This window comes from Variovorax sp. MHTC-1, from assembly GCF_003984645.1.
Lineage (GTDB): Bacteria > Pseudomonadota > Gammaproteobacteria > Burkholderiales > Burkholderiaceae_C > Variovorax.
Genome location: NZ_RWKI01000032.1, coordinates 1 through 21203, shown reverse-complemented (window position 1 = coordinate 21203; position 21203 = coordinate 1). Strand labels below are relative to the sequence as shown.

Sequence of the window (21203 nt, the reverse complement as noted above, 5' to 3'; positions counted from 1 at the left end):
CAGCCACAACCCAAGGAACAGCGATGAGCACGATCAACTACAGCGAGAAGATTCCCAACAACGTCAACCTCGGCGAGGACCGCACGCTGCAGCGCGCGCTCGAAGGCTGGCAGCCGAACTTCATCAACTGGTGGGACGATGTCGGCCCCGACGGCTCGACCAACTACGAGGTCTACCTGCGCACCGCCGTGAGCGTCGACCCGCAGGGCTGGGCCCAGTTCGGCCACGTGAAGATGCGCGACTACCGCTGGGGCATCTTCCTGAACCCGGGCGATGCCAACCGCGAGATCCACTTCGGCGACCACAAGGGCGAAAAGGCCTGGCAGGACGTGCCCGGCGAACACCGCGCCAACCTGCGCCGCATCATCGTCACGCAGGGCGATACCGAGCCGGCCTCGGTCGAGCAGCAGCGCCACCTCGGCCTCACCGCGCCCAGCATGTACGACCTGCGCAACCTGTTCCAGATCAACGTGGAAGAGGGCCGCCACCTGTGGGCCATGGTCTACCTGCTGCACAAGCACTTCGGCCGCGACGGCCGTGAAGAAGCCGAGGCGCTGCTGCAGCGCACCTCGGGCGACGAGAACAACCCGCGCATCCTCGGCGCCTTCAACGAGAAGACGCCCGACTGGCTGGCCTTCTTCATGTTCACCTACTTCACCGACCGCGACGGCAAGTTCCAGCTGTCGGCCCTGGCCGAGAGCGCCTTCGATCCGCTGGCGCGCACCACCAAGTTCATGCTGACCGAGGAAGCGCACCACATGTTCGTGGGCGAGAGCGGCGTCTCGCGCGTGCTGCAGCGCACCGCGCAGGTGATGAACGAGCTGAAGACCGACGATCCGCAGAAGGTGCGCGCGGCCGGCGCCATCGACCTCGGCACCATCCAGCGCTACCTCAACTTCCACTACAGCGTGACCATCGACCTGTTCGGCGCCGACCAGTCGAGCAATGCCGCCACCTTCTACAGCTCGGGCCTGAAGGGCCGCTACGAGGAAGGCAAGCGAGGCGACGACCACGTGCTCAAGGGCCAGACCTACAAGGTGCTCGAAGTGCGCGACGGCCAGCTGCTCGAGAAAGACGTGCCGATGCTCAACGCGCTGAACGAAGTGCTGCGCGACGACTTCATCAAGGACTCGGTGGCCGGCATCGGCCGCTGGAACAAGGTGCTCGAGAAGGCCGGCATTCCCACGCGCCTGGTGGTGCCGCACAAGGCCTTCAACCGCCAGATCGGCGCCCTGGCCGGCATCAAGATGTCGCCCGAAGGCCGCGTGGTGAACGAGCAGGAATGGGCCGCCAAGAAGGACGAGTGGCTGCCTACTGCCGAGGACTTCGCTTTCGTGGCATCGTTGATGGGCCGCGTGGTCGACCCGGGCAAGTTCGCCGGCTGGATCGCGCCGCCGGTGATGGGCATCAATCGGCAGCCGGTGGATTTCGAGTATGTGAGGTTTGGTTAGGTGGTATGACTCCTTCCCCCTCCGGGGGAAGGCAGGGATGGGGGCATTGGCGGTACCCACGAGACACGCCGTGTGCCCCCACCCAACCCTCCCCCGGAGGGGGAGGGCTCTAGGAGAGAAAACATGGAAACGGCCACCGTCGACATCAACGTCATCAGGCAGCACCTGATCGACCCCGAGATCTGCATTCGCTGCAACACCTGCGAAGCCACCTGCCCGGTCAACGCCATCACGCACGACGACCGCAACTACGTGGTGCGCGCCGACGTGTGCAACGGCTGCATGGCCTGCATCTCGCCGTGCCCGACGGGCTCGATCGACAACTGGCGCACCATGCCCTTGGCACGCGCCTATTCGATCGAAGAGCAACTGACCTGGGACGAGCTGCCGGCCGAGCTCACGCCCGAGCAGCTCGAAGCGGAGGGCGTGGCCTCGCCGCAGGAAGCGCAGGTGCAGGTGCCGGCCGCTTCGCCGCAACCGCCTGCCGCGCCCGGTGAAGTCGCTTTCAACTCCGCGCAGTACGGTGCCACTGTGCCGCCCTGGTCGGCCGCGCACGCCTACACCAACCTGTTCCCGCCGAAGAGCCCGACCACCGCCACCGTGGTCGGCAACTTCAACTGCACCGAGGCCGGCTACGAGAATCAGACGCACCACATCGTGCTCGACTTCGGCGCCATGCCCTTCCCGGTGCTGGAGGGCCAGTCGATCGCCATCATTCCGCCGGGCACCGATGCCAACGGCAAGCCGCATTTCGCGCGCCAATACTCCATTGCGAGCCCACGCAACGGCGAGCGGCCCGGCTACAACAACGTGTCGCTGACGGTGAAGCGCGTGCTGCAGGACCACCAGGGCAACCCGGTGCGCGGCGTCGCCAGCAACTACGTGTGCGACCTCAAGGTGGGCGACAAGGTGCAGGTGATCGGGCCATTCGGCAACTCCTTCCTGATGCCGAACCATCCCAAGTCGCATATCGTGATGATCTGCACCGGCACCGGCAGTGCGCCGATGCGCGCCATGACCGAATGGCGCCGGCGCCTGCGCAAGAGCGGCAAGTTCGAAGGCGGCAAGCTGATGCTCTTCTTCGGCGCGCGCACGCAGCAGGAGCTGCCGTACTTCGGCCCGCTGCAGACGCTGCCCAAGGACTTCATCGACATCAACTTCGCCTTCTCGCGCACGCCGGGCCAGCCCAAGCGCTACGTGCAGGACGCGATGCGCGAACGCGCCGCCGACCTGGCCGCGCTGCTCAAGGACAGCCAAAGCCACTTCTACGTCTGCGGCCTGAAGAGCATGGAAGAGGGCGTGGTGCTGGCGCTGCGCGACGTGGCGGTCGAAGCTGGTCTCGACTGGGACACCGTGGGATCGGCATTGAAGCGCGAAGGCCGCCTGCATCTCGAAACTTATTGAGCTCGGAACATGAAGTTCGCCGAGTTCCGCGCGGGCCAGGTCATCGAGGCCGGGCCCTACCTCGTCACCGAGGCCGAGCTGCTGCAGTTCGCGAAGGCCTACGACCCGCAGTGGTTCCACACCGACCCGGAGGCGGCGGCCGAAGGCCCCTTCGGCGGATTGATCGCGAGCGGCTGGCACACCGGCGGCATCGCGATGCGGCTGGTCACCGAGGCCGCGCTGGCCGGCTCCGAGTCCTTCGCCTCGCCGGGCCTCGCCTACGTGAAGTGGCCGAACCCGGTGCGCCCCGGCGATTCGCTGCGGCTCGTGGCCGATGTGATCGAGGTGCGCCGCTCGGAGAAGCGCCCCACGCTGGGCATCCTGCGCTGGCGCTGGCGCCTGATCAACCAGCGCGAGCAGGAGGTGCTGGACCTGGAAGCGACCAGCCTGTTCAAGCTCGAGGCTTAGCAGTCCTGGCCTTGGCCATCAGCACCAGCGCGATGCCGCCGAGGATGGCGACCGAGGCAAAGGCCAGCCGCGGTGTGATCGCTTCCGACAGCAGCAACACGCCGCCGAATGCGGCGATCAGCGGCACCGACAGCTGCACCGTCGCCGCCCGCATGGCCGAGAGCCCCGGCAGCGCCGCATACCAGATGACATAGCCGATGCCCGAGGTGACGGCGCCCGAGGCCACGGCCAGTGCGATCCCGGCCGCGCTCGCATGCGCTTGGGAGGCCAGGGCCAGGCTCAGCACCAGGGCGAGCGGCGCCGCCCGCACGAAGTTGCGCGCAGTGGCGGCCAGCGGGTCGGCCACGCCGCGGCCGCGCAGCGAATACACGCCCCATGCGACGCCCGCGACGGCCATCAGTGCGGCCCCGAGCGGCGGTGGCGCCGTGACGCCCGGCGACATCAGGTAGACCAGCCCCGCGACAGCCAGCACGAAGCCGGACCAGGCGACCGGCCCGAACATCTCGCCGGAACGCAGCCCGACGCCCAGCATCGTCAGCTGCACCGCGCCGAACAGGATCAGCGCGCCCGTTCCCGCCGACAGGCTGAGGTAGGCGAAGGAGAAGAAGGCGACGTAGGCGAACAGCATGGCGGCTGCGAGCCAGTCGGTGCGCTCGGCCGGCGGCGGGCGCGACCGGAGTTTCACGATGAGCGCGAGCGTGATCGCCCCCGACACCAGCCGGACGCTGCCGAAGCTGGCCGCGTCGATGGCCTCTTGCTGCAGCGCCAGCCGGCACAGCAGCGAGTTGGCCGCGAAGGCCAGCATCGCGGCCACGGTGAGCGCGAGGGTCCGCAGGCCGGGCGGGCCCTCGCGCGCTTCTTCAGGCATGGACCACCACCAGGGCCCCGGCCCATGCCAGCAGCGCGATGCCGAGCGGCGTGCTGAGGCGATGGCCCCAGCGGAAGTTCTTTTCGACCGCCATCACAGCGGCCAGCAGCAGCATCCAGCCCAGGCTGCCGGTGCCGAGGGCGAACATCAGCAGCATCAGCGCCCAGCAGCAGCCGACGCAGAACAAGCCGTGATGCACGCCGAGCGCGAACGCGTGGCGCGCCTGCGCCTGCCCGCGCCAGTGCTCGATGACGAAGCTGAGTGGCGTGCGGCATTTCTCCAGGCACCGGTGCTTGAGCTTGCTGAACTGGAAGGCCCCGGCCAGCGCGATGGTCGCCGCGCCGATCACCCAGCCATGCCAGGCCAGCGTGGGCGCGCTGGCCAGCAGCGCCAGCAGGGCGCCGTGCAGCGCATGCGCCGCCACGCCGAACGCCCCCCACACCGCCATGTAGCCCAGGGCGAGCAACGCGAGCAGGCGCCCGTGGTCAGGGCGCTCGGCCGTCAGGCGGTCGAAGGCGTTGACGAGCGGCAGCGTGGTCGGCAGCATCATGGCCGCCGTCATGAGGATCCACGCGACGGCATAGAGCGCCGCAGGCACCAGCACATCGCCCGCTGGAATGACGCGGCACAGAAAGGCAGCCGGTCCCGATGCGGTCCAGTCGCCGTGCTCGAGATAGCGTCCGTAGGGACTACTCGCCCAGGCCCACAACGCCAACCATGCGAGCGCGACCAGCGCGGCCAGCACCGGCACGAACACGCGGCGGTGACGGGTGGCGCCGGCCGGCGCAGCACCCGGGATCGCGCTCATCAGGTAGCCTCCGCGCTGCGCGCCCGGCGGCTCATGCGTCGAAGACGAAGACGCTCTGCAGGGCGTTGTGGTTCTTGATGTCGAGATCGATGCCGATGGCCGCGTTCTTCGAGCGATAGGTCGGCGCCTTGCCGACGAACACCGGCGCGCCCGGCACGGTCGAGAACACGGTGTCGGAGAGCGTGGTCTGGCCGCCGGTCGCGCCGAGGTAGGGCTCGAGTTCGGCGTAGTAGTCCTTGCCGATCTCGAGCTCGCCCCGTCCTTCGTTCACGGTGAAGCGGATCGGCGCCCGCTCCACCGACACCACCGTGCCGATCAGCTTGGCGAGATCGGCCACCGGTCCGCCGGCCTGGCCGGTGTAGACCTTGAGCAGTGCCTCTTCCTGCTCCTTGGAGGCGTTCTCGTCGACGAAGATCGCGGCAGTCCAGTTGCCTTCCAGGATGTTGCCGGGCACATGGGCCACGGCCGCGATGGTGTTGCCGCCGACGTCGACGCCGTCCACCGTGCCCTTGTCGATGCGCCACGCGACGATGGTGTCGCAGGTGCCGTTGTCGGGGTCCTCGCCGATCCAGCAGGGACACAGCACATTGCAGTTGCAAACTTCGAGCAGGCGACCTTCCAGGTGATAGCTCATACGCACCTCCGTTGACGTGACGGGACATGGACTTGTCGCCGCGCGTGGGCGGCAAGGGCAAACGATGCTACGCCGCGCACCAGGCCAAGTCCATCGGAGTTTCTGTGCCTTTCGAGGCCATTCTTCACGCGCGAAATCGCCGGGCTCCGCTTAGGATCGATTCATGAAACTAGCTATATATGAGAACGATCTACGGCGCTGAACCGGAGGAGCCCGGGGGCTGGGAAACGCGCATCGCCACCATCACGGCAGACGCCGTCGCGAGTGCGGACGCCGGCCTCATCGAGCGTGCCATCGGCAGCCTGCTGCGCGTGGTGCGCGAGCAGCTCAGGCTCGAGGTGCTGTTCGTCGGCGAGTTCGTCAACGGAAACCGCGTGTTCCGCCACATCGCTTCGAAGCCGGGGCAGGACATCATTCAAACGGGGCAGTTCCATCCGCTGGACGAGACGATCTGCCAGCGGATCATCGACGGCCGGATGGCTTGCCTGGTGCCCGACGTCACGCGCGTGCGGATCGCGAACAGCCTGCCCGGCTACTACGACGGCATGGGTGCACACATCGGCGTGCCGGTGCGGTTCACGGACGGCAGCCTGTACGGCATGCTGTGCGGCTTCAGCTTCGAACCGGGCGCTCATCTCGAGGAGCGCGACGTGAAGCGCCTGGAGATGGCGGCCGATGCGATTGCCCACCTCCTGGCGCAGGCCGAGGGGCGCGAAGTCAGGCTGCCGCACACGCGCTGAGCGCGGCGACCCGCGGACGATCGGGCAGGCATGTCCGACGCGCGGACAGGACGCCGCGCGTGCATCGGTACGACAGTCGATGTCCATGCAACAGCCGCCAATGCCCTATTTCCGCGAGACCGGCGCCGGCCCCGGCGTGGTCTGCATCCACGCCAACGCGGGCGCTTCTTCGCAATGGCGTGCGCTGATGGAGCACCTGTCCGCCAGCCACCGCGTCTTCGCGCCCGACTCCTTCGGCGCCGGCAGGAGCCCCGCCTGGCCGGCGGACCGTGTCGTCACGCTGGGGGACGAGGTCGCACTCCTGGAGCCCGTCCTCGCCGCGGCCGGCGATCCCTTCTTCCTGGTCGGGCACTCCTACGGCGCCGCCGTCGCCCTGATGGCCGCGCTCGCCCGCCCCGAGCGGATTCGCGCCATCGCGTTGTACGAGCCGACCTTGTTCGCGCTGCTCGAAGAGGAGGCGCCCGGACAGGAGGCGGCGAACGGCATCCGCTTCGCCGCGGCCGATGCCGCCGCGGCCATCGATGCCGGCGACCACGCTGCCGCCGGCCAGCGCTTCATCGACTACTGGATGGGACCGGGAAGCTGGGCCGGCATGCCCGAGGCGCGCCAGCTGCCCATTGCCTCATCGATGGTCAACGTCGCCGCTTGGGCCAGGGCGCTCTTCTGCGAGCCGACGCCATTGCGTGCGTTTCGCGCGCTCGATCTGCCGGTGCTGTACATGGTGGGCGGGCAGTCACCCGCCTCGTCGCGCGGGGTGGCGAGGCTGCTGACGGGCGCGCTCGCCAACGTCACCGTCATGGAGTTCGCAGGACTCGGGCACATGGGGCCGGTCACGCATCCGGAGCTGGTGAACGACGCCGTGGCCGGCTTTCTCGCCTGCCACTGACGGTTCGTTCAGGATAGGGAACTGCAGGCGGGCCGCGCCGTGCAGTCCGACGCTCAGTTCGAGTTGACCGCCAGCACCTTGCGGCCATTCAACGGCTGCACCGGCCGTGCATTCATCCTGTAGAGCTTCCTGAACGCGGCAAGCTGCGAGCGGGACAGTTCGACCGGCGTCTTCAGCACCTGCCAACGCACCTCTTCGCTGCAGGGTGGGGTCGTCAGCGATCCCGTGAAGGCGTAGTAGGCGCGGTTGGCCGGAAGCAGATCGGCCGCGTCGACGGCGACGTCCAGCTTGCGGGTCTCGCCTTCTTTGGCCGGCAGGTGATCGAACACCGGCTTCAGCGCCGCGTTCTCCTTGCCGGCCTTGAACAGCACCGCGACAACGGCGAGCTGTCCCTCTGCGTTCTTGTGAACGAGATGCGCGACCAAGGGATACGACTTGCCGTCGATCTTCTCTTCGCTCGGCGTGTGGAAGTGGAACTGCAGCAGCTTGTACTCGACCCCGTCGAGGGTGACCGAGCCAGCCGCGGGCAGATTCACCTGGATCGTGTGGCCGTTGTTGACCACTTCGCCCGGCCCGGCCGCGTAGGCAAAGCCGATGGGCTTGGCGTCGGCCGATCTCTCCACCGCCCGGGTATCGACATCGATCGGCGATTGGTGCTTGCCGAGCTTGCAGGTCTTGAAACTTTCGTCCAGCTCAGCCCAATGCGCCGCGCTGCTATGGCCCTGGTAGCTCCAATGGTGGCCTTCGGCAAAGGCCAGGGGTACGACGCTCAGCGCGCATGCCGCAGCAAGCAACAGTTTCGATTTCATAGATCCTCGTGTGGTGGAAGCCGGCGATTGTCGGGACGGCCCCTGAACGCAATCTGAATTGCAATGCCGTGTCGAGCGGTGGTCGATGACTTCGCGTTGTGTGCGAAGTGCGAAGGACCGGCCATCGAATCGGGGAGAAAAATTGAAGACCTGAATGCAGGCTGCGCCATCGTTGCCGATCCGCGCGCGCTCGCCGAGACTCGAGCGCTCGATGATCCAAAGAGGGAGTGCGAATGACATCCAGACAAGCCGGCGCGCCGGTTCACGACCATGACCACGGACTCGCCCACGACCTGGAGATGATCCGCCGGCAAACCCAGGAGCGGCGCCGCGTGCTCGCGTGGCTGTCCGGCTTCGGCGGCGCGGCCATGCTCGGCGCTTGCGGGGGCGGCGGCAGCGACGGCTCGGGCAGCTTCAGCGCGCTGTCGGCCAGCGGCACCACCAGCACCGCCGCGACGACCACGACAACGACCACCTCCACCTCCACCTCCACCTCCACCTCTTCATCCGCCTGCATCGCCGATCCCGCGGAGACCGCAGGGCCCTATCCGAGCGACGGCACCAACTCCGCGAACGGCAGCGTCTCGAACGTGTTGACGGCCAGCGGCATCGTGCGCAGCGACATCCGCTCGAGCTTCGGCAGTTCCAGCACCATGGCGCCCGGCCTGCCCATGACGCTCACCATCAGCCTGGTGAACTCCAACGCCTCCTGCGCCGCGCTGGCCGGCTATGCCATCTATCTGTGGCACTGCAACGCGACCGGCAAGTACTCGATCTACGACCTGCCGGCCGAGAACTATCTGCGCGGCGTGCAGGTGACCGACAGCAACGGGCAGGCGACCTTCCAGACCATCTTCCCGGGCTGCTATGCGGGCCGCTACCCGCACATCCATTTCGAGGTCTTCCAGAGCCTGGCCACGGCCACGGCCGGAAGCAACGCGGTGCTGACTTCGCAGATGTGCCTGCCGCGCGACCTCGCCACTTCGGTGTACGGCACCAACAGCAGCCTCTACAGCGGCAGCTCCGCCAACCTTGCGCAGGTCACGATCGCGAGCGACAACGTGTTCGGCGACAACACCGCGGCGCAGATCGCTGCGCAGACGCCTTCACTGAGCGGCACCGCGACGGCCGGCTACACCGGCACCATCACGGTGGGCGTCGCGGGCTAGAAGGGGTCGACAGCGCCGATCAGGGCAACAGGTGCCGCATGAAGAAGGCGGTGGTCTTGCGGTCCACCTCCGCGGTCGTCGCGCGGCGATCGAAGTCCGGCGGGTCGTTGAGCATGTCGCCGACGAGCCCGGTGAGGCCCGGCGGCGGCGGCGACAGCAGCGCGCCGTGGCCGCCGGTGGGCAGGTCGGCGATGTGTTCGCAGCGCGGCAGGCAGGCCTCGAGCACCCGGTCGCTGTGAAAGCGCGGCACCAGCCAGCGGTCCTGCTGCGCGGTGATCAGCCCGAGCGGCACCCGCGGCGCGGCCAGCGAGGCCATGTCGAAGTCGGCGGAAGCGGGCACGCCGGCCACCACGGCGGCCACGCGCGAATCGCTGTGCGCGCGCGGCGCGGCGTCGTCGAAGCGATGGCGGATCACGGCCAGGGCCGCCCATTTTTTCAGCCCGTCCAAGTGGCCGCCGGTCAGCCGCGTGATCAGGCCGACGCAGGTCTGGAAGTCCTCCACCAGATGCGCTTCGCAATGCTGCTTGAAGCCCGCGGGTGACCAGCGTCCGCCCGCCATGCTCAAGGCCGTGTGGCCGCCGGCCGACATGCCGTAGACGCCGACCTTGTCCAGCTTCAGCAGCGGCGCGAAGCGCGCGTCGCGCCCGACCGCGTCGATGGCGCGCGACACCTCGGCCGGCCGCATCGTCCAGCTGTCGGGGCCGGGGTCGCTGTCGTTCCTGTAGTTGTCGGCCCGGTGCTCGGGCATGGCGACGACGAAGCCGGCCTCCACCAGGCTGCGCGCCAGGTCCGCATGCACCCAGGGCGAGCCGCCCGAGCCGTGCGAGATCAGCACCAGCCGGCCATTGCCGCGCACGGGGGTGCCCTGCGGCGCCAGCGTCAGCGTGAAGCGCCCGCGCTGGACCGGCCGGGCCTCGTCGCTGGTCGGGTAGTACAGGGTGACCGGGCCGTCGCCGGCCGTGGCGGGAATCTCGCCCAGGCCCACGGCGGCCTGCGCCAGGCCGGACAGCAGCGCCAGCGCCAGGGCCGGCAAACAGAATGAACGCATCGAATCGAACTCCTCTTCAACATCGAAGGCCCCTGCCCTCGGCGACCCGGACGATGCCGCGCTGCACTCGCCGCGTCTTGCCGAAGTCTGCAAGCTGCGGCTTCAGGCTGGCCGATTTCAGGAATCGGCCAGCTTTTCCCGCCGGAACTCGGTGGGCGTGAGGCCGGTGGCGGCCTTGAACGCGCGATTGAAGGGGCCGATGGACTGGAAACCTGCTTCGAGTGCGATCGTCAACACCGGCAATTCGCGCCGGGCCGGGTCGGCCAGCGCGGCGCGCGCCTCCTCGAGCCGGAAACCATTGACGAAGGCGTTGAAGTTGCGATGCCCCAGCCGCTGGTTGATCAGCCGGCGCAGTCGGTACTCGGGCACGGCGAGCCGCGCGGCCAGGCTGGCGACGGTCAGGTCTTCGGTGCGGTAGACGCGCGCGCCGGTCATCAGGCCTTGCAGGGCCTCGGCGAGGCGCTCGTCGGCGGGGTCGGGCGGCGGCGGTGGGGGCGGACTCGCCGGCTCCGCACGCGGCTGCGCAAGAGCGGCGACGCGCGCCGACGGAAACAGATCGGAGCCGGTCAAACGCAGCATCCGCCATGCGACCACCGCCACAATCAGCAGCAGGAGCAGCACATCGATCGTGGCCGTCATGCCCGACAACCGCCCTTGCGGCGAGCCCAGACGAGCGAGCAGCATCACCACGGTATAGGCGATGCCTGTCACGACGATGAACCCACGCAGCCGGCGCCGCCCCTCCACCAGGTCCGAGCGCCAATGCGAAGCCGCTGCGATCGCGGCCAGCACTGCGAACAGCAGCGGCACGCCCCGCTGCAAGCCGATGGTGATCGGCGTCACGACGAAGGCGCTGGCTGCCATCACCGCGCAGTTGAAGCCGGCGAGCACGGCCACCGCCACCCAGGCCGCGCCATGCACGGGCCGCAGCGCGAAGTCGTCATCGAAGAGCGCCTGCACGAACACCCAGAACAGCACCGCGTTGCCCACCGATACCGCCACCAGCGGCGCCTGCCACAGGCGCGGCACCAGCGCCTCGAAGGTCGGCGTGGAAGCAACGACCTGTACGCACAGGCCCAGCGTCAAGGCCACGCCCGCGCGCGCGGCAGCCAGGCTCGGCCGATCGCGGCCGAGCACGACGGCCAGCAGCATGAGCAACGCGATCAGCATGCCGCGCAGGGCGGCGTCGAAGAGGGTCGAGGAGAGGGAATCGGACATGCTGTACGAATGGGCAACGGGACTCATCGTGGAATCGGCGGCATCTTGAAAATGGAAGTATTCGTTTTCGCCCGGTCGGAAGGGCCTTGCAGGACTTTGATCGGACAGCGCACGCGTCACGTGGCATCCTAGGCGGTTGACGTTGAACGGGCTGGCGATGAACAACAGGACGCGCGGCACGGTCGAGATGACCGCCGCCATGGTGATTTCCGGGACCATCGGATGGTTCGTCGTGCAATCGGGTCTGCCGATCATCGACTTGCTGTTCTGGCGCTGCGTCTTCGGCGCCGCGACGCTCCTGATCGTCTGCGCGGCCATGGGCATGCTGCGAGGCAGCCTCTCGCTTCGCCTGGTCGGCTGGGCGGCGCTCGGCGGTGCGGCCATCGTGCTCAACTGGGTGCTGATCTTCGCCTCGTTCTCGCGCGCGTCCATCTCCATCGCCACGGCCGTCTACAACACCCAGCCCTTCATGCTGGTGGTGCTGGGCGCGCTGCTGTTCTCCGAGCGGTTGAGCGCGAACAAGTTCATGTGGCTCGGCCTCGCCTTCATCGGCGTGCTGCTCATCGTGCAGGCGAAGCCCGATGCGGACTACGCCGGCCCCGGCTATCTCATCGGCATCCTGCTGGCGCTCGGCGCGGCCTTCTTCTATGCGCTGGCCGCCATCATCACCAAGAAGCTCACCGGCACGCCGCCGCACATGATCGCGCTCATCCAGGTCTGCGTCGGCGTCCTCCTGCTGGCTCCCTTCGCCCACTGGGCGAAGCTCCCGAGCGACAGCCAGGCATGGGGCAACTTCCTCATCATGGGCGCGGTGTACACCGGTCTCGTGTTCGTGCTGCTCTACGGCGCGATACAGAAGCTGCCGACGCACGTGACGGGCGCACTGTCCTTCGTCTACCCCATCGTCGCGATCGTCGTCGACTTCGTGGCCTTCGACCATCGGCTGCATCCGGTGCAGCTACTCGGCGTGGCTGCCATCCTGCTGGCGGCCGCCGGCATCAACCTCGGCTGGTCCTTCGGGCGGGCGAAGGCCTCCGCCGAAAGATCCCGGGCGCTCGACTAGGGCCTGCCAACGCTCTTCGCGACCCCGCAAATAGCGTCAACAGGCCCTGGCTCAGAACGCGACTGAAGCCTGCACGTACAGCGTGCGCGGCTGCCCGACGTACTTGCCGCCGTTGTTGTCGACCGAGCGCGTGTAGTAGCGGCGGTCGAACAGGTTCTTCACGCCGACGGCCAGCTTCAGGTTGCTCAGCTGCGGACCGAAGTCGTAGCCGGCGCGCAGGTTGACGGTGCCATAGCCGGGAATGTCGCCGAGGCGGCCGCTCGCATCTTCCTGCGTGACGTACTGCGCGCCCGCCTCGGGCGATCCGGGCGAGCGCTGCTTCGACTGCGCGAACAGGTCCGCATTCAAGGTCCAGGGGCCGCGCTGGTAGCGCGCGCCGAGCGATGCCACGTGGCGCGAGTAGAAGGGCAGGTCGCGCCCGGCGAACACGCCGGCCTTGGAGATGGCCTGCGTATAGGTGTAGGTCGCATAGACCGAGAAGCCCTTGAGCGCGGCGTCCAGCTCGCCGAGCTCGTAGCGCATCGCCGCTTCCAGGCCGCGATGCCGCGTCGCGCCCAGGTCGGTCCACGTGCCTTCGCCGACGATCGAGCGGGCCAGCTGCAATTCCTTGTCGAAGTCGATGTTGAACAGCGTCAGCTCCGAGCTCCAGGCCTCGCCCTTGTAGTGCGTGCCGATCTCGTAGGTGTTGGCCGTCTCGGGATGCAGGCCTTCCGTGGCTTGCGCGAGCTGCGCGTACTGCTGCGGGCCGAAGGAGACGCCCGCGTTCGCGAACAGCGACCAGCGGTCGCTCACGCGGTACATCACGGACAAGGTGGGCAGCACCTCGTTGGAGTCGATCTGCGGAAACTGGGTGCCGGTGATCCTGCCGCCGGTGAGGCTCACGACGTCGTTGTGCGTGCGGATGGCTTCGTAGCGCACGCCGGGCGTGACGGTCCAGTTGCCGAAGTCGATCCGGTCGTCGATGTAGAACGCATGCGCGGTCGTGCCGCCCGCGCTGGTCTGGTAGGCCGGCGACGCCAGCGTGTACGCGTCGAAGCCCGCGCGCGGCCGGTAGTACGCGCTGCGCGTCGCCACTTCCGAGCTCGATTCCTTCAGGTAGCGGTAGCCGACACTGACTTCCTGCACCACGCTGCCGGAATCGAAGAGCCGCGAGTAGCGGGGCTCGACTGCGAAGGTGTTGTAGTTGCGCGGGGCCGCGGCGAGGCGGCGACGGCCGGCGTTGGCGCCGGTGCCCTCCTGTTCGATGTGGCTGCCGCGGAAGGAGTCGGTGTAGTAGCTGAGCAGCTCGAACTTGTTGACGCCGTCGTTGTGCGTGTACTTGATCGAGCCGTCGGTCCGGCGCCCGCTGAATTCGTCGAAGGGGCGGTCGGACTGGAAAGGGTTCGCGGCGTACTGCGCCGTGGTCAAGCCGCCCGGCATGCGCCCGCTGCCTTCGAAGTGATGCAGCGACAGCGCGATGTCGTCGTACTTGGAGAAACGGTAGGAGCCCTTCAGCATCACATCGTCGATCCTGGTGCTGTCGTTGCTGCTGCGATACCCGTCGCCGTGCGTTCCGGAATACAGCAGCGCCAGGCCGAGCCCCTTTTCGTTGGTGCCGCCGACGAACAGGCTCGGTGTCGTCTTGACGCCGCCGCCGTGGCTCGCGCTCTCGATGCCGATGCTCGCGTCGGCGGTGAACTGCCGGGGAATCGAACGCGTCACGAAATTGATGATGCCGCCCACGTTCTGCGGGCCGTAGCGCACCGAGCCCGCGCCCCGCACCACGTCGACCGCCTCGAGGCTGCCGAGCGACAGCGGCGCCAGCGACAGCTGCGGCTGGCCATAGGGTGCATAGGCCAGCGGCACGCCGTCCAGCAGGATGGTGGAACGCGGCGACAGCCGGGACGTCAGCCCGCGCACCCCGACATTGAGCGAGATGTCGCTGCCGCCGGTGCCGTTGCTCTCCTGCACCTGCACGCCGGGGATCTGGCGCAGCACGTCGCGCACGCTGGTGGAGCCGCTTTCCTCGATCTGCCTGCGTTCGATGATGGTGCGCGCGCCGGGATGCTCGAGCACCTTGGTCTCGCTGGGGCTGCCGAGCCAGTCGCCGGTGACGGTGACCGTTTCCAGCTGTGCGGCGGGCGCCGCGTCGGCGGCGAGGGCTTGCAGGCTGAACTGAAGCAGCGCGACGGCGACGGCCACGCGGGTCTTTGTGGGGGACAAGATTTCTCCTTATAAAAAATGTGCGAGCGCAAGGCGGCCCGGCTCAGGACGTCGTGCGGCTCGAAAGCGCGTTGCTGCGGGCGGCGCCTGCCACGGCGCGCCGGCGCCACCAGAGCCAGACGCCGCTCAGGCCAAGGCCGCCGAGCGCGAGGCCGAGCAGGGCGGTGACGGCTTCGTGCACCGGCCCGCCGAGTACGCCTGTGTGCAGCGGATAGATCAGCACCACCGCGCCGTTGCCGGCGTCGAGCTCCTGCCACCGGCGCACCGCCAGCACCTCGCCCGTTTGCGGATGCAGCCAGACCGAGGCGATGCCGTTCGGATGCGGATCGTCGGCCAGCCGGAAGCGCACGCGCAGCGGCCGGTCGGTCTTCGCGGGCACCTGAACGTAGCTGATCGGCTGGCCCGGAAACTCCTCTTGCGCGCGGGCCACGAGTTGGTCGAGCGGAAGCCGCGTTCCGGCCGGCGCGCCCTTGGGAACCACGGGCGGCTTGACCGGCTGCTGCCCGATCGCGGTGGAGATGAAATTGCCCAGCGGCCGCCAGGCCATGTAGGCCCCGGTAAAGACGGAGACCGCGATCAGCAGCCCGAGCAGCGCGCCGCCGGTGCGGTGCAGGTCGAACAGCCCGCGCAGCAGACCGCGGTCGAGCGCGATGCGCAGCGTCGGCGGCCAGCGCGTGGGCCACCAGAGCACCAAGCCGGTGACCAGAAGAAACAGGTAAGCCAGGGCCGCGAAGGCCAGGATGGCCTTGCCGGTGTCTTCCAGCAGCAGGCTGCTGTGCAGCTCGAAGAGCAGGTTGTAGGCGCCCTCGTGCGTGCCGCGCCGTCCTTGTTCTGCGCCGGTCGCGGGGTCGAGGTAGAGCGTGCCTTCCCACTTGCCGCGCACGTACACCCAGAGCGTCTCGCCGGGCCGGCGCGGCGGACGCAGCGTGAAATTGGTGTCGGGGCCGAACTCGGCCAGCAGGCGCTGGCGCAACGGCTCCAGCGGCGATGCCGCTGCCGTGGCATCACCGGCCGTGCGTGCAACGAAGAAGGCGGGATGGGCGTAGCGGTCGAGCGGCAGCGCCACGACGAGCACGCCGCCGACCAGGGCGGTGAGGGCGAGCAGCGGACCGAGCGAGAGGCCGATCCAGCGGTGAATCCTGAGCCATAGACGTCTCAGCGGAGCGCGCAGCATGAAACAACGGGGACGCGAGTCCCGTCACGATGGTTCTTGGCTGCGCACCGCTGGCGGTGCGTTGGCTGGGAGATTGGGAGGAGGGGCGGGAAAAAGATGCTACCGCATTTCCCATCGTCGGCCAGAATGCCGCTCGCGTTCGAATGCGAACGCCACATACCAACAACGGAGTATCGACAGTGAACTTGAGGATCTCTTTTTCCACCCTGGCCATGACGGCCGCGATCGCCGTGCTCGCTGCGGGCTGCGCGACGAAACAGTCCGGCACCGCGACGCAGGCTGCCGCCCCGGCGCCCGCACCCCAAGCCGCGCCGGCACCGGCTGCGCCGCCGGCCCCGCCCGTGCCCGAGGGCATGAGCTACGACGAGCTCACCGGTGTGCTGGGCAACGGCAACGAGAAGCGCGTGCGTCAGGAGCTGGTCGGCAAGACGGTGGCGCTGAACCTTGCCAAGGCCAAGGGCCGCGGCGTGCCAGCCGGGCACTACGAGGTCGACGACACCGATGCGACCTACTTCCGCTGCAGGACCGCCGCCCCCGGCTTCGCCGGCGGCGAGGTCAGCACCAAGGTCGCCGGCTATCGCTTCGTGACCAAGAGCAAGCAGAGGATCGTCGATCTCGAACGCTGCGCAGCGCCCGAGCCCGTCAAGTCTGCGGCGGCGCCGGCCGCTGCCCCTGCACCCGCGCCCGCGCCAAAGCCGGCAGCGCCTGCGCGTGCGAGCGGCGGCCCTGCCAAGGCCGGCATGGACGCGCAAGGCAACGTGGTCGACTCATCCAAGGTCGAGGCCGGCAGCGGCCGCACCGTGAAGGGCATCAACGACTACGAAGGCGAGATCACCGGCAACCCCGCGCCCAACAGCAAGTTCAGCAAGCTGCAGATCGGCATGCCGGTGCGGCAAGTGACCGACCTCGCGGGGCCGCCCACCGACCAGGGCGCCTACATCACGGGCAAGGCCTGGATTCCCTTCTACTTCGGCGCCGACCGTCATCGCTTCGAGATGACCTACAAGGGCCAGGGCCGCCTGATCTTCGCCGGCGGCGGCATGGGCGACTTCTCCAGCGGCCACCTGATCTGGATCATCCACAACGCCAACGAGGCCGGCTACCGCTGATCGAAGACCAGCGACCGGTGCAGCGACACGCCGGCCATCACGCCGTCGGCCGAGGCCAGCGTGGCGTTCTGCATGAACTGCGCCGCATCGCCCGCGGCGTGAACGCCGGCGACGGTGGTCTGCTTCATGGCGTCGGTGCGGATCACCGGGCCGAAGGGGCCGTCGTCGAAGGCGCATCCGAGCTGCTCGGCGAGCGGGCTGCTCATGCGGGTGCGCGGCACGATGTAGAGCGCGTCCAGCGGCACCAGCCGGCCATCCGCGACGCGAACGCCGGCGAGTGAACGCGGCGTGTCGCCGCCCTCCAGCGCAAGGACGCGATCCGGCTCGATGGCAATGCCTCGCGCGTGCAGCGCGGCGCTCTCGGCATCGTCCGGCACGTCCTCGCCGTCGAGGAACAGGGTCGTCGGCCCCCATTCGGCGATCAGCTGGGCCTGATGCAGCGAGAGCGGGTTCCGATAGAGCACCCCCAACCGGCGTCCGCCGAACTCGTAGCCGTGGCAATAGGGGCAATGCAGAACGCTGGCGCCCCAGCGTTCGCGCAGGCCGGCGATCTCCGGCAGCATGTCGTGCACGCCGAAGGCGAGCACCAGCCTGGACGCCGAGATCGGCTCGCCGGCCTCCAGCGAAACGACGAAGCCGCCGGCGCCATCGGGCGCGGCGCCGACCGCATGGCCCGAGACGAAGCGCACCGACGGATAGGCCAGGAGCCGCTCGCGCGCCTGCGCGATCATCGCCAGCGGCGGCTCGCCGTCCTGCCCGAAGAAGCCGTGCGAGGCCGCCGCGAAGCGGTTGCGCGGCGCACCCGCATCGACCACGCAGACGGAGCGGCGCGCACGCGCGAGCTGCATCGCCGCGGAGAGGCCTGCAAAACTTCCGCCGACCACCAGAGCGTCATGACGCATGAGCAATGTCCCCCAATGAATGACCGCCGGCCACCATGCGGCGATGAAAATCCTTCGACAGCGCGGCCAGCGTCACCTCGTGCAGCCTGGCCATCAGCAGCGCCTCCGCATCGCGGTAGGCGTGGTCGAGCGCCGAGTTGACCGCCTGCTCGACCACGCAGCCCGGACTCTCGGTGCGGTGCCCCACCGCCAGCAGCGGCGGCGCACCCAGCGCTTCGTAGATGTCGCCGAGCGTGATTTCCGAAAGCGGACAGGAAAGCACCCAGCCGCCGCCATGCCCCTTGGCCGAACTCACGAAGCCCGCATAGCGCAGCCCCGCCATCAGCCGGCGGACCACGACCGGGTTGGTCTGCATCGCCGCGGCCAGAGATTCGGACGTGGCCGGCTCCTGCATCTCTGCCATGTGCAGAAGGGCGTGCAGCACGCCTGACAGCTTGCTATCTCGTTTCATGCAACATGATAAGTTGCATATGGATCACCTGTGGCGGCCTGGGGATATCGAGAGCACCCGTTCCCGCGCCGGAGCGCTTACGATCCCGCGCACCGCCACTCCGCGAAAGAGCTACATGAGCGATGGTTTCCTGGCAGCGCTGTCGTGGCCTTCGGCGCTCGCCTTCGTGCTGGCGCTCGTGGTCGTCGTGCTGGGGCTCGTCATCTGGTCGATCCGCCGGCATCGCGATCCGCGGCTCGTCATCGATTGCGACGCGCCGATCGCCGAGCTGCTTCCCTCGCTTTCGGGTCTCACGCAGGGCACGGTCTACGAGGGAAATGCGGTCGAGCTGCTAGCGAACGGCGCCTTCTTCGACGCCATGTTCGAGGAGATCCGCGCCGCCACCTGCTCGGTGCACTTCGAGACCTTCCTCTGGAAAGACGGCGTGCTCGGCACGCGCCTGGTCGATGCGCTCGTCGAGCGCCGCCGCGCCGGCGTGCCGGTGCGCGTGCTGGTCGATGCCGACGGCGGCAAGAAGATGGGCGAGGATGCGGCGCGCCGCTTGCGCGAGGCCGGCTGCCGGCTCGAGATGCACCACCCGAGCCATGTGCGCCACATCGGCGTCTTCAACGAGCGCGACCATCGCAAGCTGGTGGTGGTCGACGGCAAGGTGGCGCTGGTCGGCGGCCACTGCATCGTCGACAGCTGGCTCGGCGACGGACAGGACCGCAAGCACGTGAGCGACCTCGGCGTGCGCCTGCGCGGGCCGGTGGTGCATGCGGTGCAGGGCGCCTTCAGCGAGAACTGGGTGGAAGACACCGGCGAGATGTTCGTCGGCGATGCGGTGTTCCCGCCGCTCGAGCGCGTGGGCGAGGTGGCGGTGCACGTCGCAAGCATCAAGCCCGAAGGCTCGCCGCCGGCGGTGAAGATCCTGCACCACCTGGTGGTGTGCGTCGCGCGCAAGCGCATCCGCATCCAGAACCCTTATTTCCTGCCCGACGGCGAGGCGATCGACGCGCTGTGCGAGGCGGCGCAGCGCGGGGTCGACGTGCGCGTGATGGTGCCCTCCACCGAGGCTTCCGACATGCCCATGGTGCAGCACGCGGCGCACCGCAACTTTCATCTGCTGCTGGCCGGCGGCGTGCGCATCTTCGAATACCAGAAGTGCCTGCTGCACCAGAAGGTGATGACCATCGACGGCGCCTGGTGCGCCATCGGTTCGAGCAACTTCGACGACCGCTCCTTCGAGACCAACGACGAGATCACGCTCGGCCTGCGCGACGAGGCGCTGGCCGCGCAGTTGGACGAGATCTTCGAGCGCGACACGCGCGACTGCATCGAGCTGCAGGCCGACGCGTGGGCGCGCCGCGGGCTGTGGCACCGCTGCAAGGACAACGCGCTCTACGCGTTCAACGAGCTGCTGTGAGCCCAGCGGCCGGGGTGCTACTGCTTGCCGCACGCGCTGGCGGCTGAAGGCCTCTTCAGCTCCACCATGAGCACGTGGGTAGGGGTCTCGCCGACGTTCTCGCCGGTGTGCGTCTGCGCATCGGACCACATCACGTCACCGGCCTCGAACTGGCGCCGGAGCACCTTGCCGTCGGGCAGCGTCAGCGTGCGCTTGAAAGCGCCCAGCGCGTAGAGCACGAAGTCCGGGTGCCGGTGCGGATGCGTCTTCTCGCCTGGAAGATCCTTGTAGTCGAGCACCCGCACGCAGTCGTTCTCCAGAATGACGCGGTACTTGTCGCTGTCGGTATGGACCGCGTCCTGCGCCCACGCGTGAGGGGCCAGGCAGGCGAACAGGTGAACGATGACGATGCGCAGCAGCAGCATGACAACCTCGTTGTGGATGAGCGTCGGGAATGCTCCAGCGTAGGTGCGCGGCACAGCCGCCACAAGCCGCAGGCTTGCAGAAGGGGGGCGCACAAGTGCATAACCCATCCATGCTCGACTGGAACGACCTCAAGTACTTCGTCGCCGTTGCGCGCCATGGCAGCACGGTGGCGGCCGGCCACGCGTTGAAGGTCGATCAATCCACCGTCCAGCGCCGGCTTGCGGCCCTCGAACGGCAGATCGGGCGGCCGCTGGTGCAGCGCCTTCCCACCGGCTACCGGTTGACGCCGTTCGGCGAGGAAATGCTGCCGCATGCGCAGCACGTCGAACGGGCGGTGCTGGCCTTCGAGCAGCAGATGGCCGACTCCAGGCGCAATGCGGCGGGCGTGATCAGGCTGACCTGTCCCGAGCCGCTGGTCGACCGCCTGACGCGCGCCGGCCTGCTGGACCGCTTCCATGCGCGCCATCCGGCCTTCAGGGTGGAGTTCGTGATGAGCGACAAGTACCTCGACCTGCGCAAGGGCGACGCCGATGTCGCCCTGCGCTCGGGCGATACCGACGACAACGCGCTGGTCGGCCGCAAGCTGGGGGATTCGCTATGGGCCGTCTACGCCAGCCGCCAGTACATCGCGCAGCATGGCCAGCCGGCAAGTGTCGAAGACCTGGCCGCTCATGCGCTGGCCGGCTTCGACGACAGCATGGCCCGGCATCGCGCGGCGATCTGGCTGCAACAGGTCGCGCCCGGAGCGCGCATCGTTTCGCGCAACGACAGCGTGCTCGGCCTGCTGCACTCGGTGAAGGCCGGCGTCGGCATCGCGCCGCTGCCGACGGCGCTGGGCGATGCGGACGCCGAGCTGGTGAAAGTGCTGGGTCCGATCCCGGAGCTCACGCGCATCTGGCGGCTGCTCGCGCTGCCGGAGCTGCGCCGCACGCCGCGCGTGTCGGCCTTCTTCGACTTCATGGTCGGGGAGATCGAGGCGCTGCGACCGATCATCACCGGTTGAGAGCGGA

At 68.5% G+C, this 21203-nt stretch carries 21 protein-coding genes; 10 read left to right on the top strand and 11 right to left on the bottom strand.

Annotated features, from left to right (window positions below; translation table 11 throughout):
• The first annotated feature begins 23 nt into the window (after positions 1–23).
• The 3 genes from boxB (at position 24) to EJI01_RS26475 (ending at position 3302) form a co-directional block, all read left to right on the top strand.
• Positions 24–1451 (top strand): benzoyl-CoA 2,3-epoxidase subunit BoxB, encoded by a 1428-nt coding sequence (gene boxB / locus EJI01_RS26485; RefSeq protein WP_126840101.1) that lies wholly within the window; start codon positions 24–26, stop codon positions 1449–1451.
• Between the two features lie 123 nt (positions 1452–1574).
• On the top strand, positions 1575–2855 hold the full coding sequence (boxA, locus tag EJI01_RS26480) for a benzoyl-CoA 2,3-epoxidase subunit BoxA (protein ID WP_126840100.1): 1281 nt from the start codon (positions 1575–1577) through the stop codon (positions 2853–2855).
• A 9-nt stretch (positions 2856–2864) separates the two neighbouring features.
• Positions 2865–3302 carry a MaoC family dehydratase gene (locus EJI01_RS26475; RefSeq protein ID WP_126840099.1) on the top strand — a complete coding sequence of 146 codons (438 nt, stop codon included), beginning with the start codon at positions 2865–2867 and terminating at the stop codon, positions 3300–3302.
• Here the strand turns inward: EJI01_RS26475 and EJI01_RS26470 are convergent.
• The 3 genes from EJI01_RS26470 to EJI01_RS26460 are packed head-to-tail and all read right to left on the bottom strand — an operon-like array spanning position 3286 to position 5612.
• Positions 3286–4170 carry a DMT family transporter gene (locus tag EJI01_RS26470; protein WP_126840098.1) on the bottom strand — a complete coding sequence of 295 codons (885 nt, stop codon included), beginning with the start codon at positions 4168–4170 and terminating at the stop codon, positions 3286–3288. The two genes, EJI01_RS26475 and EJI01_RS26470, sit on opposite strands and share 17 nt — an antisense overlap.
• Positions 4163–4978: a DUF2182 domain-containing protein gene (locus tag EJI01_RS26465; RefSeq protein WP_126840097.1), complete on the bottom strand. Its 816-nt coding sequence runs from the start codon at positions 4976–4978 to the stop codon at positions 4163–4165. Before EJI01_RS26465 ends, EJI01_RS26470 begins: the two co-directional genes overlap by 8 nt.
• 31 nt (positions 4979–5009) lie before the next feature.
• Entirely contained in the window at positions 5010–5612 is a 603-nt protein-coding gene (locus EJI01_RS26460; RefSeq protein WP_126840096.1) for a DUF1326 domain-containing protein, read from the bottom strand.
• A gap of 179 nt (positions 5613–5791) precedes the next feature.
• Between EJI01_RS26460 and EJI01_RS26455 the strand changes: the two genes are divergently transcribed.
• Together EJI01_RS26455 and EJI01_RS26450 are read left to right on the top strand one after the other, a co-directional pair.
• Positions 5792–6352, top strand: a complete 561-nt coding sequence (locus tag EJI01_RS26455; RefSeq protein ID WP_126840095.1) for a GAF domain-containing protein — start codon at positions 5792–5794, stop codon at positions 6350–6352.
• Between the two features lie 85 nt (positions 6353–6437).
• Complete coding sequence (locus tag EJI01_RS26450; RefSeq protein WP_126840094.1) at positions 6438–7238, top strand: alpha/beta fold hydrolase; 801 nt, start codon at positions 6438–6440, stop codon at positions 7236–7238.
• 53 nt (positions 7239–7291) lie between these two features.
• On the opposite strand, the gene EJI01_RS26445 is transcribed toward EJI01_RS26450, so the two are convergent.
• Entirely contained in the window at positions 7292–8047 is a 756-nt protein-coding gene (locus EJI01_RS26445; protein WP_126840093.1) for a carbonic anhydrase, read from the bottom strand.
• Positions 8048–8280: 233 nt separating this feature from the next.
• On the opposite strand from EJI01_RS26445, the gene EJI01_RS26440 reads away from it, so the two are divergent.
• Complete coding sequence (locus EJI01_RS26440) at positions 8281–9216, top strand: intradiol ring-cleavage dioxygenase (protein ID WP_126840092.1); 936 nt, start codon at positions 8281–8283, stop codon at positions 9214–9216.
• A gap of 19 nt (positions 9217–9235) precedes the next feature.
• On the opposite strand, the gene EJI01_RS26435 is transcribed toward EJI01_RS26440, so the two are convergent.
• Both EJI01_RS26435 and EJI01_RS26430 read right to left on the bottom strand, forming a co-directional pair.
• Positions 9236–10264, bottom strand: a complete 1029-nt coding sequence (locus EJI01_RS26435) for an alpha/beta hydrolase family protein (protein ID WP_126840091.1) — start codon at positions 10262–10264, stop codon at positions 9236–9238.
• Between the two features lie 117 nt (positions 10265–10381).
• Positions 10382–11482: an AraC family transcriptional regulator gene (locus EJI01_RS26430; protein WP_126840090.1), complete on the bottom strand. Its 1101-nt coding sequence runs from the start codon at positions 11480–11482 to the stop codon at positions 10382–10384.
• Between the two features lie 157 nt (positions 11483–11639).
• Here EJI01_RS26430 and EJI01_RS26425 point away from each other — a divergent pair, with 157 nt between their 5' ends.
• Positions 11640–12545 (top strand): DMT family transporter, encoded by a 906-nt coding sequence (locus EJI01_RS26425; RefSeq protein ID WP_126840089.1) that lies wholly within the window; start codon positions 11640–11642, stop codon positions 12543–12545.
• 51 nt (positions 12546–12596) lie between these two features.
• Here EJI01_RS26425 and EJI01_RS26420 read toward each other — a convergent pair whose 3' ends face one another.
• The gene (locus EJI01_RS26420; RefSeq protein ID WP_126840088.1) at positions 12597–14747 is read right to left on the bottom strand and encodes a TonB-dependent receptor family protein; all 2151 of its coding nucleotides are present in this window, start codon (positions 14745–14747) and stop codon (positions 12597–12599) included.
• 43 nt (positions 14748–14790) lie between these two features.
• A complete protein-coding gene (locus EJI01_RS26415; protein WP_126840087.1) occupies positions 14791–15921 on the bottom strand; it encodes a PepSY-associated TM helix domain-containing protein in 1131 nt (376 codons plus the stop codon).
• A gap of 179 nt (positions 15922–16100) precedes the next feature.
• Here EJI01_RS26415 and EJI01_RS29500 point away from each other — a divergent pair, with 179 nt between their 5' ends.
• Entirely contained in the window at positions 16101–17030 is a 930-nt protein-coding gene (locus EJI01_RS29500; protein ID WP_260602696.1) for a hypothetical protein, read from the top strand.
• Here the strand turns inward: EJI01_RS29500 and EJI01_RS26405 are convergent.
• Both EJI01_RS26405 and EJI01_RS26400 read right to left on the bottom strand, forming a co-directional pair.
• On the bottom strand, positions 17021–17932 hold the full coding sequence (locus EJI01_RS26405; RefSeq protein WP_126840086.1) for an NAD(P)/FAD-dependent oxidoreductase: 912 nt from the start codon (positions 17930–17932) through the stop codon (positions 17021–17023). The two genes, EJI01_RS29500 and EJI01_RS26405, sit on opposite strands and share 10 nt — an antisense overlap.
• Positions 17922–18383 (bottom strand): Rrf2 family transcriptional regulator, encoded by a 462-nt coding sequence (locus tag EJI01_RS26400; RefSeq protein ID WP_126840085.1) that lies wholly within the window; start codon positions 18381–18383, stop codon positions 17922–17924. Before EJI01_RS26400 ends, EJI01_RS26405 begins: the two co-directional genes overlap by 11 nt.
• A 115-nt stretch (positions 18384–18498) precedes the next feature.
• Between EJI01_RS26400 and EJI01_RS26395 the strand changes: the two genes are divergently transcribed.
• Positions 18499–19788 carry a phospholipase D-like domain-containing protein gene (locus EJI01_RS26395; RefSeq protein ID WP_185879075.1) on the top strand — a complete coding sequence of 430 codons (1290 nt, stop codon included), beginning with the start codon at positions 18499–18501 and terminating at the stop codon, positions 19786–19788.
• Between the two features lie 17 nt (positions 19789–19805).
• On the opposite strand, the gene EJI01_RS26390 is transcribed toward EJI01_RS26395, so the two are convergent.
• Positions 19806–20192, bottom strand: a complete 387-nt coding sequence (locus EJI01_RS26390) for a hypothetical protein (protein ID WP_221885720.1) — start codon at positions 20190–20192, stop codon at positions 19806–19808.
• 110 nt (positions 20193–20302) lie between these two features.
• Here EJI01_RS26390 and EJI01_RS26385 point away from each other — a divergent pair, with 110 nt between their 5' ends.
• Positions 20303–21196, top strand: a complete 894-nt coding sequence (locus EJI01_RS26385) for a LysR family transcriptional regulator (protein WP_185879074.1) — start codon at positions 20303–20305, stop codon at positions 21194–21196.
• Positions 21197–21203 lie beyond the last annotated feature (7 nt).